Genomic DNA, 13,560 nt, shown 5'->3' on the forward strand with positions numbered 1-13,560 from the left:
ATTAACTTATTAAAGGGGAAATTGAATGTCGGTAAAAAGATTAATAACATTGGCTACTGCGAGTATCGCTAGTGTCGGTGTTACTTCCGCTGTAGTAGCCGGAGGTCCTGATTACGTGCTTACTCCAAGCTGTTCAGGTGCTTATGTTGAAGGTAATATGATAGGCTATGCTTATCATCCTTGGCAAAGTGATGTAACAACTGTACCTGGTACACTCAGAAATTTTGATCTTATTTCAAGCTCTTGTCGAGGGAACGGTGGTTTTACATTCGGTGATAACTTAGGTTATCAGTTCAATCAGTATTTTGCTCTTGAAGGTGGTTGGTTCTATTTGCCTAAAGCAAAATTCACCACAATTTATCCAGAAACGTTTACAATAAAGAGTAGTATTGCTTATGCAGCATTGAAGGTTGTGGCTCCTGTTTATGAAAATACTCATGTGTTTGGTAAAGTAGGTGTTTCTTACACCTACAATCGGTTTAGGCACATTGCTTTAGAAAGTTCAGACTTAACTAATGTTAATAACTTAACTAATGTCAATAATGTTACTAGCCGTTCAAATTATTTGAATCCATTATTTGCAGCTGGCGTTCAGTACTATCTCAGACCAGATTGGACTGTAAACGCACAATACGCTTTCGTACCAGGTTATCGAAGCGCTTCCTTTAGTGACTTTGTTGCACCTGTTGCACACCTATTTACGATTGGCGTTGGTTATAAATTCTTAATGTAATTAAACGACATAATTAAACGGCTAGTGCGGCCGTGACTCTAGGGATTAGAGAAAATGGGGGGTAGAGCCAGTCTCGCGATAGAGTGTGTCTATATTTTTGACTCGAGATTTGCTATTCTGTTTTTGTTTATGTTCCTATACAAAGTAAAAGTAGAGTTTTAAAATACTCTGGGAGAGTCGCGATGTCTTTTCAACCTAAAATAGAAACTTTGTCGTTCGAAGCTGAGGTTAAGCAATTGTTGCAATTAGTGACACATTCTCTTTACAGCAATGATGAAGTTTTTTTACGAGAATTAATTTCCAACAGTTCAGATGCAGAAGATAAGTTGAATTACCAAGCCCTTTCGAACTCAGATTTATATGAAGACGATGTTGAATTAAAGATTTGGGTTGATATTGAAAAAGATAATCATACCATTACTGTTCGTGATAACGGTATTGGAATGAATCGTGAAGAAGTAATTGAGAATTTAGGGACCATTGCTAAATCAGGAACACGTGTGTTTCGTGAATTATTAACAGGGAAACAAGCAAAAGAATCTCAATCAATTGGTCAGTTTGGTGTTGGATTTTATTCAGCTTTCATTGTAGCCGATCGCGTCATAGTGCGTACACGTCGTGCAGGTTTGAAAGCAAATCAGGGTGTTGAGTGGGAGTCAAATGGGAAAGGTGAGTACACCATTAAAAATATCAATAAGTTTTCTCGTGGAACTGAAGTCATTTTACATATTAAAAAAGAGAAAGCAGAATTTTTAGATGCCATGCGCTTGCGTTCGATTATCACTAAATATTCTGATCATATTTTATGTCCTATTATAATGAAAAGGATAACTGTTAAGAGTGAGAACGAGAATAAAGATGAGAAAAAGCCTGAAGAGGAAGTTGTTAACCGTGCAAATGCTTTATGGGCACTGCCTAAAGATAAAATTAAAGAAGAAGAATATAAAGAATTTTACAAACATATTGCTCACGATTTTGAAGACCCTTTAGCTTGGATACATAATAGAGTTGAAGGTAAATTAGAATACACCACCCTATTATATATCCCAGCGAAAGTACCTTTTAATCTTTGGAGCCGTGAAGGACAACGTGGACTTAAATTATATGTCAAACGCGTTTTTATAATGGACAATGCTGAGCATTTTATGCCAATGTATCTTCGCTTTGTTAAAGGGATTATAGATTCTAACGATTTACCGCTAAACATTTCGCGCGAATTATTACAATCGAACAAGATTGTTAAAAAAATAAAAGCAGGTTGTATCAAACGCGTGCTAAGTCTTTTAGAAGAATTAACTAATGACAAAGAAAAATATATAAAATTTTGGAAAGCATTTGGTCGGGTGTTAAAAGAAGGTCCAGCGGAAGATTTTGCTAATTGTAATCGGATTTCCAGTTTATTACGCTTTTCTTCGACTCATAACAACGATGAAGAAGAAAATGTCGCGTTGGAAGATTATATCAGTCGAATGAAACCAGGACAAGATAAAATCTATTACATTGTTGCAGCTACTTATTTATCTGCAAAAAACAGTCCATTGCTTGAAGTTTTCCTTAAAAAAGGAATAGAAGTTTTGTTGATGCACGATCGCGTGGATGAATGGCTGATTGCTCATCTAACGGAATTTAAAGGAAAATCCTTACAATCAGTAGCTATAGATACTTTAGACTTAGGTAAATTAGAAAAAGAAGAAACAGTAGAAACCAAAAAATCAGGAAAAGAACTAGATGACATAATAAAAAAATTCAAGGAAATTCTAGGCGAAAAAGTGAAAGAGGTTCGTATTACAAATCGATTAACTGATTCACCTAGTTGTGTAGTTTTTGATGAAAATGAAATGAGTAGCCATTTGCAAAGGTTATTTTTACAAACAGGTCAAGAAATTATTCAAACAAAACCAATTTTAGAAATTAATCCCACTCATCCTTTAATTTTACGCGTGAAAAATGAACTAAAAAACAAGTGCTTAAATCGTTGGGCAGAATTGTTGCTCAATCAAGCACTTTTAGCAGAAGGGAAACAACTTAACAATCCTGCAGGATTTGTGAAAGTAGTAGATGAATTACTATTAGGATGAATTACTATTAGAAGGTGAATAGTTGCAGTATGGTTATTTAGAAGAGGTGTACCCCAGCCGGCCCATCATACCGTAAGGTGATGATTTTGCTTTAAAGCCTGTTTTCTATGAGGGTTTTTTATAAATAAAATATTTTAAGTAATTTATGTATTGTGCTATGTAGAGTAATTTCTTGCTCTCCGTTCTAAAATAGGGAATAGAGAGAGAACGTGTGGGCTATTTTAAAGCTACTTTAAATTATTAGCAGCTTGTAGTGTATTTTCGAGAAGAGTAGCAACAGTCATTGGCCCCACACCACCTGGAACTGGAGTTATCCAAGCAGCTTTTTCTTTAGCAGTTTCAAAATCGATATCACCAACAATTTTATTTTGATTTAACCTACTAAATCCAACATCAACCACAATAGCACCTGATTTAATCCATTTGCTTTGAATAATTCCTGGTTTTCCAATAGCGACGATTAATAGATCTGCTGCATTAACGTGTTTTGATAAATTTTGAGTAAAACGGTGACACACAGTGGTAGTGCATTTAGCTAATAATAATTCTAGGGCCATAGGACGGCCTACAATATTTGAAGCACCAACAACAACAGCGTGCTTTCCGGTGAGGTTTTCATTAGTTTCTCTTAAGAGCGTTACAATTCCAGCAGGAGTGCAAGGACGTAATGCTGGATGACGCTGTATGAGACGACCAAGATTATACGGGTGGAAGCCATCAACATCTTTACTTGGATGAATGCGTTCGATTAAATAGGAAGTGTTCATATGCACAGGTAAAGGAAGTTGGAGAAGAATACCGTGAATGTTGGAATCAGCATTGCATTGATCAATTTTTGTTGCTAATTCTTTTTCTGGTATGGTGTTATCCATTCTGTAGACCATTGAGCGAATACCAACTGCCTGACAAGCTAATTCTTTTTGACGAACATAAGTAGCGGAAGCAGGATCATCTCCCACTAAAATAACAGATAAGCTAGGAGCTAAAAGACCTTTCTTTTTCCGTGCAAAAATAGCTTCTTTGACGCGTATTTTGACCTTTGCTGCACACGCACGTCCGTCTAAAATTTGTGGGGTCATACAGTTCTTTCTCTAACGTAAATTATAAGGCTGCATAAAAAACAGTCCTCAGAAATTCTTCCTATACAACCAAACCAATCCAATAGAACCTTGTTCCAATGATGTGGTTGATGCAACGTAGTTTAACTACAGTGGTTATCGATGAGCAATAGTGAAAGCAGTACTCTACGTTTAACGATATAGTATTTAGATATGTAAGCACTTAACCTTTTGAAGGATTGACTTTTTTTAGTAGCTAGTTCTTCTAAATTTAGTGATATTTATCATTCTAAAGATGTGAACCGCATTGTAACTGTTAATTAAATCAGAAAGAATACAAATAATTTCGGTACATACTCTCGCGAATTTCATAGTAGTAATGATAGGAACCAAAATCAGTGAGCGATAACGGGGAACGAGGGTCTGATTGTATTGAATAGAGACTGCAATACATTTTTCCTACAACATATCTTATAGATAAAGCTAGCTATGGAAATAATCATTGGGGATACTTATACAAGTAATTTAAAATAGCTTACTATACCACAACTTAATAATTAAGCTAAAATTTGTGAGATTTTTCTGGCATTCATTGTCAAAGACTAGTGGCTTTATATATTTAGAATATAAAAACTGTAGTTAATCTCTTAACCGTCGAAAAAGAACAACTTTTGCTATCATGCAAACTTTCTTATTTTAGTTTAAGAGTAGATAGATAAAGTCTTTCATTTTAAGTTAGCAAAGACTGATTTCCATATTATAAGTTCTCTAACAATAAGAAAAGATATCTTTAAATGTGTCCTGATGAGATGAATAGTAAATAAAATAAATGATTAGGAATCATATCTAAAAAAGATAAATTAAAAATATATAGAAAAACCTTAAAAATTTTTACTTAATCAAAATTTATCTTTCCATCGACGTAAAGCTGCAAAAACAGCAATTTCATCAGTAAAAGAATGACCATGATATTCTATTACACTTCTCTGAATACTCTTTTTATGACACCGGAGGAAAGGATTAGTATCAAGTTCAAGCTGAAGAGTCGGAGGCAGTATAGGGAGATTTTGGCTAATTTTTTTCTGAGTTTCTACAATTCGCTTCTTAAGTTTAAGATTATTAGGATCAACAATTTTAGCGAATTCGAGGTTTTTCTTAGTATATTCATGCCCACAATAAACTCGGGTATCAAAAGGGAGAGCTGCTAATTTGAGTAATGAACGATAAAGTTGGTCCGGTGAACCTTCTAAAATCCGGCCACAGCCTCCAGAAAATAATGTATCACCAGTAAAAACCAACTGATGACCATAATAAGCAATGTGACTTAAGGTGTGTCCTGGTATAGATAAAATATTAAAAGTAAGATCCAGTGAGGATAAAGTAAGGTGATCACCACCTTTAATAAGGTGGTCGCAGCAAGGGATCATAGCTTCATCTGGCCCGTAAACAGGCACGAGATATTTTTCTAAAAGACCTGAGATACCATGCGTATGATCCCAGTGATGGTGAGTAAGTAATATAGCTGTTAGTGTTAAATCTTGTTGTTCCAACACATCAAGAATTGGTTTTGTTTCCCCAGGATCGATTACTACGGCATTTTTTTTCTTTGGATGCACGATAGCCCAAATATAGTTATCATTAAGAGCTGGAATGGAAAGAATTATATGAGACATTAGGAAAGAGTGTTGCCCTTATAGAAAACAATTAAATACTTTGAACAGTATAAAATATGAATTCAGCATTTGCGAATATGGAGCAGTCGTTAGAGATCATGCAGGATTGGTATCAACATCCTCCAGGATCATTGGTGTTGTCTTTGGAAAGTGAAGAAGCGACACGATTCTTAAAAACTATTCGTGGAAAATATTTAATTCAGATGGGTGGAGAGACTGCCCTTGCACATTCAGCAGGAAGCCCTATTCTCTACCATATTCAATTAACTTCAGGACTTACTGATAATTTATTATCTATACGAACGGATTGGCAGGAACTACCTTTATTACCAGAAAGTATCGATATTTTTATGTTGGTACATGTATTAGAATTTATTGATTATCCTGTTAAATTAATTCAAGAAATTTTCCAAGTATTGAAACCAGAGGGCAGATTATTCATTTTCGGTTTTAATCCTTGGAGTTTATGGGGGCTTGAGAAATTATTTTCTATTAAGCGAGGAGTTCCCTGGAATGGAAAATTTTGGTCCCGCGAACAAGTAAAGCGATGGTTGATTAATTTTAAATATTCCATTTCTTTTAGCAAAACTTTTTGTTATGGTTTATCGTGTAAAAATAAACTAAATCAGCGAGTGCATTTAATTAATGAACTAATCGGGCAGGCTTGTTTTCCTACAGCAGGTGGTATTTATTTGTTAGTAGCTAGGAAAGCAGTTTACGCACCACTCCATCGTAGAATTTTATGGAAAAAAGAGCTGATGATTCCCCAAGCGTCATTAAACCAACTCCCATCTATGAAATTATGAAAAAGAAACAAAATATTGTTTATCTATATTGCGATGGTGCTTGTCGCGGAAATCCAGGCCCTGGTGGATGGGGGGTTTTACTACGTTATAACGGCTATGAACGTCAGCTTTATGGTAATGTTGTCAATACGACCAACAATCAAATGGAATTAATAGCTGCCATTAAAGCATTTAAAGCATTAAAGCATCCTTGTTATGTTATTGCTACTACAGATTCTCAATATTTACGTCGTGGAGTAACTGAATGGCTCCCTGTATGGAAAAAACGACAATGGAAAACTAGCAAGAAAAAACCAGTTAAAAATAAGGTGTTGTGGGAATCCTTAGAAAGTGAAATTAGAAGTCATACGATTTGTTGGAAATGGGTAAAGGGTCATAGTGGTCACTCAGAAAATGAGATTGCAGACTACTTAGCTAATCAAGGTATTGATGAATTATTATCAAATTAAAATTTAGCAACAAAAATTTTTGTATCGATATCACGAATTTTTATGTATGATTTTGTGTGATTTTAATAATTTTGATTTTAGTAATTTTTAGAATTAAGCGGAATTTTTATGCGGCAAATTGTCTTGGATACAGAAACGACCGGTCTCGAGCTAGAAGAGGGACATCGGATTATTGAAATTGGTTGTTTAGAGATGATTGATAGACATTTAACAGGCCGACATCTCCATTTTTATGTTAATCCAGGCCGTTCTATCGAACACGATGCTATTATGGTGCACGGTATTACAGAAAGTTTTTTATCTGATAAGCCTTCATTTAAAGATATTTCAGATGAACTCATTACTTTTCTCAAGGGATCTGAACTAATCATTCATAATGCCCAATTCGACGTGGCTTTTTTAAATCACGAATTAAAGCTTACCGGAAAATCTTTCAAATTGATCCCAGATTATTGTCAAATTTTTGATACTTTATCAATTGCTCGACGAAAACATCCTGGGCAGCGTAATAATTTAGATGCTCTTTGTCGACGATACCATATCGATAGTTCCAATCGAGAATATCATGGAGCGTTATTGGATGCTAAACTTCTAGCCCAAGTTTATTTGTTAATGACCGGTGGCCAAACTAAGTTATTTGAACATCAAGATTCTATCATTATCATGCAGTCATCTCAAATGTGGCGACTAGATAGGAACCGAAAATCTTTACCTGTTATAGCAGCAAATAAGGAAGAAAAAGTAGCACATAAGGCTTTCTTAGAGTTATTAAAGAGAACAGGAGTTTGTCTATGGTCTGAACCCTGTGATATCGAGAGCCATTGATTTAGCCTAACATAGTAGCAATACGACTTATTTTAATTTCTAAGTTTGTAGACATGATTTGTTGTTCTTGCGAGAAATGTGAAATCTATCCGTCTGTAACTGCTTACTCAACTTTATTAATAAGACTTGATTAAAATTATCTGTCTGAAAGACACATTTTACTATCAACAAAATCATCCCAGCTATTTCTTCGTCGTTAAGATTTAACGGAATAGCTTGCAAGTAATATATCAAAGTCATCTTCTTAGTCATTAGTTGGGTACACGTCCTTAGTGGGTAAGAAGACATTATGAAAATAGGTATGAGTATGAGTAGTTATCTTATAATTTAATTCCTTAAATCAGAAAAATTGGCCAATTTATGGTACTTCTTAAATAAATATCAAAAATATTTAGATACTTAATTAGAGGGTAGAGTAGATATTGTAAGTTACAAAAACAAAAAAATACGAGTGGAAATATGAATGAGTGAGAAAATTCTCGAATTATTATTAGGATTGATAGCGCGCGGAGTGTTTACCTTTTTATTTATCTAGTGTTGTATCGTTTTATAGTGTTGTAGTGTTTAAAAATCACCGATTATTTTGATTTGAGATTTTTAGCTTAAATCAACAATATTATCCAACACCTAAATATTTTTAAAAGTCTTTCTATGAGATAATTTCTTAAATAAATTTCCATAACCTAATGAAATAGTTAATGTCTTTTGTGTAAGGTAATTTCAAAAGCTCATTTAGACAGCTTGGAATAATGATAAGTTGTCGCCAACGAAGTGGATAGGCAACGACAAGCAATGCTCTGATCCCAAATCAATTATTAAATATTCCTCAAAAAAGATAAGATTATAAAGAATAATGTTTTAGATGAGAAAAAATCAGCCAGCGTAAACAATTTAATAATAGCTTAGATTGAATATTTATGGAAGAATTGTTTGTACTAATTACTGATGAAATAGTAAAGGTTCGTAAAAAGGTTCTGTATTGATATCATTAAGTAATCATAACAATAGGGATAGATAGCTCTAATTCAAACACGGATTATAGTTGTGATATTATAATACTTTAGTCGTCTTCGACAAGAATTTCCCAAATTTTCTAGGATATTAATCAAAGGTAGCACTTTAGTGAATCCGTCATGTAATAGATTGAATATTTTTAATAATTTGTAAAAATCCTTGATAAGGAAAAATTAATTCAAATTCAGAATAAAATAATAGGATAATTTGCTATCGTCTTTTGGAATAAATAATAAATATCTATATTTATCTTGTTTTAACGAAATAAGAAAGAGAAAACATCTTTTCCGATCTGCTAAATAAGGGGTTTTATTTTTTTACAATGGATTAATAGATTGTACAATTAGATTACACAATAGGATAAAAATGTTGACAGCCATCACGTCTTAAAAGAAATTCATAAGATTTTATCGGTCTTGCATCTTTGGATTCATCTCCTAAATTTTAGGAGAGCAGTGCTGCTGTACTAAAGTAAAAAGGAGAAAAAAGAAAAAATAAATCCTATGCATTTTTTTGTATTTTTTTGTTTGAGTTTAAATAAAAAAGTAACCTATAAAGACTTTAGAAATTCCTAATATTCATTAGGAGCAAATAAAATAAAGCTTATCGATGAATTGTATTAGTTTCTATTGATTATTTAGTTTTTCACGATATTCTGCTTATATTTTAAAGATTAAAATAGAGATATAGATATAATCTATAGACTAAATTTGATAAGGTTTACAGGAAGAGTTAGATCTTTAGTGCTTTTCTTAAAGAATAATAAAGAAACATTCTATCCTATTGGCTTCTCATTGGAAAGTCTTTCATAAGACTATGTTTTGTCATTTGCTATCTTTTTCCTAGTTTATCTAAAGCATAATTTTATTGATTAGTACACAGATAAAAATAGCACTTTGCTAAGACGATATAAGAATCTTAGATCATAGTGAAGCTTTATTTTAGAAACAAACCGTTATCCTATGAATAAAGAGAAAATATAAAGTACTTTCTTCTGCGATTGCAAGAAAAAAGTATTTTATATTTTTAGCAGCGTGATAGCTTACAGCATGTAACCTTATTACTATCGAAAAGATAAATGACGCGGTAGACAGTTTAAAAGCAAAATCAACCACTTGTTAAAGAAATTACTTTGATAATACTTCTATAAATTTAAGTTAAGTAAGTATCTTGATAACCGATGTCATCTCGGTAATGACAATTTGGCCAGCTGATTTGATTGACAACTTTATAAGCTTTTTTTCGTGCATTCCGCAAATTATTACCTAAAGCAGTGATAGAAAGAACGCGTCCGCCTTCAGTAACAATGGTGTTGTTATTTTTTCGCGTACCTGCATGAAAAATTTTGACGTCGGAAGTTAAAGGATGATCTAATCCTTCAATAACGTCTCCTGTTTTATAATTCTCAGGATAGTTTTTAGAAGTCATGACAACGGTCACAGCAACTCTCTGGTCTAAAATACTGTTTGCTTGATTTAATTTACCGGACAGAGCATTTAAAATTAATTCAATTAGATCTGAACGCAACCGCATCATGAGTGATTGGGTTTCAGGATCACCTAAACGCACATTAAATTCCAATACTTTTGGTTCATTGTCTTTTGTTATCATTAAACCTGCGTATAAAAATCCCAAATAAGTGATACCTTCTGCTTTTAGGCCTGAAATAGCAGGGTACATGATTTTAGTCATCGTTCTCTCTTGTAAGATGTTCGATAACCAGGGGACAGGTGAATAAGCACCCATACCACCTGTATTTGGTCCTTGACCCCCATTGAAAAGCCGTTTATAATCTTGTAAACCAGCTAATGGTAAAATGTGTTTACCATCGACCATTGTGATAAAGCTTAACTCCTTACCATATAAAAATTCTTCAACTACGATTTCTTGTCCTGCTGTACTGAATTTTTTTTCTTCCATCATTGAAATAACAGCATTTTTTGCTTCCGTTAACGATTGTGCGATAAAAACTCCCTTTCCGGCTGAAAGTCCACTGGCCTTGATAACGATAGGGAAAGATTGCTTGGAGAGATAAGCTAAAGCATCATTTTGTTTTTTAAAAGTTACAAATTTTGCGGTCGGGATATTGTGTCGGTTTAAAAACGCTTTGCAAAAACTTTTCGAGGTTTCTAATTGTGCAGCTGCTTGCGTTGGTCCAAAAATAATTAAATTTTCTTTATGAAATCGATCGACAATTCCATTTGCTATTGGTACCTCAGGGCCAACTATGGTGAGGTCTATTTTATTTTTTTGTGCAAAATCAACTAATGTGTGAATGTTAGAAATGTCAATGGTAACATTTTGAACTTTATTTTCAAGTGCAGTTCCAACATTTCCAGGGGCAACCCAAATTTTTTTAACCTGAGTCGATTGTGCCGCTTTCCATGCTAAAGCATGTTCCCTGCCTCCACCACCAACAATAAGAATATCCATAGGATAGCATGGTAGCATTTTTTAGTGATAGCAAATAGAACATTAATATGATTAGATGTAATTGTAGAACTCATTATAATGAGCAGTATCTCATAACAAGAGATCTTAAATAGTATGTCTTTCCTATTTTCAATTGAAAATTAGAACTTAGTACTTGGACCTTGGCGAGAAAGCACGGTATACGAATTTACCATTGGATAGAGAGAATCACCACATAAGTTCATGGCGGAGCTTCTTAACTTTATACAGTACGCATTCGCTACACCCTATCAAAATTTTTTGAGATAAGTTTACTCTGCTTGTTGCGAGTCGTATCATATCTAAAATTAGTATGTATCAACTACTTGTACTCAATATGTATTTTAAATACACTAATTTTAAAAGCAAAACTAAACCTCATAAGATTAGATTATAGAATGAGATAATATGCATGAAAAATGATAAAAAAATACTCCTATATTTCTGAATTTGGACAGTTATACTTAAAAGTTTGATTTTTCATAATCTTACTCGATAAGCGATATGATCTGAGCAATTCTTCTAACCTTCAAGTTTGAAGTAGTAGAATTCTCATCTTTAGTTTATAGGATGGTTTTTGTTGTTCCACAGCGTTCGAGAGTCTATCTTTATCGGAATCAATTATTTTACCTATTATACTTTATTTTGATAGAACTAGAAATTTCCTGGTTGTCGTTAGAACAAAACATCTAAGCTTTTAATTAAAAGAAGAAATTTTTACCTAAACTTAAGAGAGAAGGGTAAAGTAATTTTACTCCATTCCACTTGCTATTTGATCTATTAATTCGATATGCTTTTATTGCCTCTTTTAAAGAGTGAGTGATTTTTACATTTGTTGAACCTGTTTTTTAGGTATGCTTGAAGGAGAGCGTGATGATTTCTTACCCTGCTTCAGAAAAAGTTTATCATTACGGAAAACTTTTCCCTATCATTCGCGTAGGTATGCGTGAAGTTCAATTGACGAATGGGGATACGTTAATCCTTTATGATACCTCAGGTCCCTATACAGATAAGCATATTATCGTTCAAGTTTCTAAAGGGTTGCCTAAATTGCGTGAAAAATGGGTTAAAAAACGTCAGCTCATGACGCAATTAGCTTTTGCAAAACAAGGGATTATTACTCCGGAAATGGAATACGTTTCTATTCGAGAAAATCAAAAACAGAAAATTCCATGCGCAGTTAATCAAGAGCGCGAACGGCGTTTACACGGGAATTCCTTAGGAGCTCAAATTCCTCAACACATTACTCCCGAATTTGTAAGGGATGAAATTGCCAAAGGACGTGCTATTTTGCCTGCAAACATAAATCATCCAGAATGTGAACCAATGATTATTGGACGGAATTTTTTAGTTAAAGTAAATGCGAATATTGGCAACTCAGAGGTTTGTCCATCCATGGATAAAGAAGTAGAAAAATTAATCTGGGCTTTGTCAGAGGGGGCTGATACCGTAATGGATTTATCAACAGGGAAGCGAATTAAAGAAATTCGTGAAATGATTTTACGTCATTCTCCAGTTCCTGTTGGAACGGTTCCAATTTATGAAGCCTTAGATAAGATACATGGAAATATTGCAGAACTTAATTGGGATATTTTTCGTCACGTATTAATTTCTCAAGCTAAACAGGGCGTTGATTATTTTACAATTCATGCCGGTGTCTTGCGACGATTTATTCCTCTCACAGAAAAACGTATGACTGGAATTGTTTCTCGTGGTGGTTCAATTATGGCGAAATGGTGTACATTACATCGAAAAGAAAATTTTCTTTATACGCACTTTGAAGAAATATGTGAAATTATGCGTACCTATGATGTCAGTTTTTCATTAGGTGATGGATTACGCCCAGGTTCTATCGCAGATGCCAATGACGAAGCACAATTTGCCGAATTAAAAATTCAAGGTGAATTAAATCGTATTGCGTGGAAAAATGATGTGCAAGTAATGAATGAAGGACCAGGTCACATTCCACTACACTTGATTCAAGAAAATATGACAAGGCAATTAACGTATTGTCAAGAAGCACCTTTCTATACACTTGGCCCACTAGTTACTGACATCGCTCCTGGTTATGATCATATTGCAAGCAGTATTGGTGCAGCGTTGATTGCATGGCAAGGATGTGCGCTTTTATGTTATATTACGCCAAAAGAGCACTTAGGATTGCCCAATAAAAAAGACGTTAAAGAAGGATTAATTGCCTACAAAATTGCAGCTCATGCAGCGGATTTAGCTAAAGGACATCCAGCTGCGCGACAGCGCGATGATTTATTATCACAGGCAAGGTTTGAGTTTCGGTGGCACGATCAATTTAATTTAGCGTTAGATCCGAAAACAGCCTGCGCGTTTCACGATGAAGGACTACCAAAAGAATCAGCAAAACACGCACATTTTTGTTCATTATGTGGACCTAGATTTTGTGCTTATAAGATAAGCCACGAAGTGCGTGCCTTAGAGAAAGAAAAAGTGCTCTAAA

At 34.1% G+C, this 13,560-nt stretch carries 9 protein-coding genes; 6 read left to right on the forward strand and 3 right to left on the reverse strand.

Features of this window, described 5'->3' with window-relative positions; all coding sequences use genetic code 11:
• Nucleotides 1-25: 25 nt before the first annotated feature.
• Together ONG85_RS02085 and htpG are read left to right on the forward strand one after the other, a co-directional pair.
• Complete coding sequence (locus ONG85_RS02085) at nt 26-733, forward strand: outer membrane beta-barrel protein (protein WP_264435289.1); 708 nt, start codon at nt 26-28, stop codon at nt 731-733.
• A gap of 182 nt (nt 734-915) precedes the next feature.
• Entirely contained in the window at nt 916-2,811 is a 1,896-nt protein-coding gene (htpG, locus tag ONG85_RS02090; protein ID WP_264435290.1) for a molecular chaperone HtpG, read from the forward strand.
• Nucleotides 2,812-3,038: 227 nt separating this feature from the next.
• Here the strand turns inward: htpG and folD are convergent, their stop codons facing one another.
• Nucleotides 3,039-3,890, reverse strand: coding sequence for a bifunctional methylenetetrahydrofolate dehydrogenase/methenyltetrahydrofolate cyclohydrolase FolD (gene folD / locus ONG85_RS02095; RefSeq protein ID WP_264435291.1), 852 nt, complete (start codon nt 3,888-3,890; stop codon nt 3,039-3,041).
• 878 nt (nt 3,891-4,768) lie between these two features.
• Entirely contained in the window at nt 4,769-5,542 is a 774-nt protein-coding gene (gene gloB / locus ONG85_RS02100) for a hydroxyacylglutathione hydrolase (protein ID WP_264435292.1), read from the reverse strand.
• 56 nt (nt 5,543-5,598) lie between these two features.
• On the opposite strand from gloB, the gene ONG85_RS02105 reads away from it, so the two are divergent.
• The 3 genes from ONG85_RS02105 to dnaQ all read left to right on the forward strand — a co-directional run bounded on the left by ONG85_RS02105 (nt 5,599) and on the right by dnaQ (nt 7,622).
• The gene (locus ONG85_RS02105; protein WP_264435293.1) at nt 5,599-6,348 is read left to right on the forward strand and encodes a class I SAM-dependent methyltransferase; all 750 of its coding nucleotides are present in this window, start codon (nt 5,599-5,601) and stop codon (nt 6,346-6,348) included.
• On the forward strand, nt 6,342-6,797 hold the full coding sequence (gene rnhA / locus ONG85_RS02110) for a ribonuclease HI (RefSeq protein ID WP_264435879.1): 456 nt from the start codon (nt 6,342-6,344) through the stop codon (nt 6,795-6,797). The genes ONG85_RS02105 and rnhA overlap by 7 nt, the downstream gene beginning before the upstream one ends.
• Nucleotides 6,798-6,905: 108 nt before the next feature.
• Complete coding sequence (gene dnaQ / locus ONG85_RS02115; RefSeq protein ID WP_264435294.1) at nt 6,906-7,622, forward strand: DNA polymerase III subunit epsilon; 717 nt, start codon at nt 6,906-6,908, stop codon at nt 7,620-7,622.
• A 2,166-nt stretch (nt 7,623-9,788) separates the two neighbouring features.
• Here dnaQ and purD read toward each other — a convergent pair.
• Nucleotides 9,789-11,087 carry a phosphoribosylamine--glycine ligase gene (gene purD / locus ONG85_RS02120; RefSeq protein ID WP_264435295.1) on the reverse strand — a complete coding sequence of 433 codons (1,299 nt, stop codon included), beginning with the start codon at nt 11,085-11,087 and terminating at the stop codon, nt 9,789-9,791.
• Nucleotides 11,088-11,945: 858 nt separating this feature from the next.
• Here purD and thiC point away from each other — a divergent pair.
• A complete protein-coding gene (thiC, locus tag ONG85_RS02125; RefSeq protein ID WP_264435296.1) occupies nt 11,946-13,559 on the forward strand; it encodes a phosphomethylpyrimidine synthase ThiC in 1,614 nt (537 codons plus the stop codon).
• Nucleotide 13,560 lies beyond the last annotated feature (1 nt).

Origin of the sequence: Coxiella endosymbiont of Dermacentor marginatus (genome assembly GCF_907164955.1) — a bacterium.
GTDB lineage: Bacteria > Pseudomonadota > Gammaproteobacteria > Coxiellales > Coxiellaceae > Coxiella.

What these genes read in the sequence shown, in the direction of transcription:
- ONG85_RS02085 (WP_264435289.1), top strand. Translation starts at nt 26, where the DNA reads ATGTCGGTAAAAAGATTAATAACATTGGCTACTGCGAGTATCGCTAGT.
- htpG (WP_264435290.1), top strand. Translation starts at nt 916, where the DNA reads ATGTCTTTTCAACCTAAAATAGAAACTTTGTCGTTCGAAGCTGAGGTT.
- folD (WP_264435291.1), bottom strand. Translation starts at nt 3,890, where the DNA reads ATGACCCCACAAATTTTAGACGGACGTGCGTGTGCAGCAAAGGTCAAA.
- gloB (WP_264435292.1), bottom strand. Translation starts at nt 5,542, where the DNA reads ATGTCTCATATAATTCTTTCCATTCCAGCTCTTAATGATAACTATATT.
- ONG85_RS02105 (WP_264435293.1), top strand. Translation starts at nt 5,599, where the DNA reads ATGAATTCAGCATTTGCGAATATGGAGCAGTCGTTAGAGATCATGCAG.
- dnaQ (WP_264435294.1), top strand. Translation starts at nt 6,906, where the DNA reads ATGCGGCAAATTGTCTTGGATACAGAAACGACCGGTCTCGAGCTAGAA.
- purD (WP_264435295.1), bottom strand. Translation starts at nt 11,087, where the DNA reads ATGCTACCATGCTATCCTATGGATATTCTTATTGTTGGTGGTGGAGGC.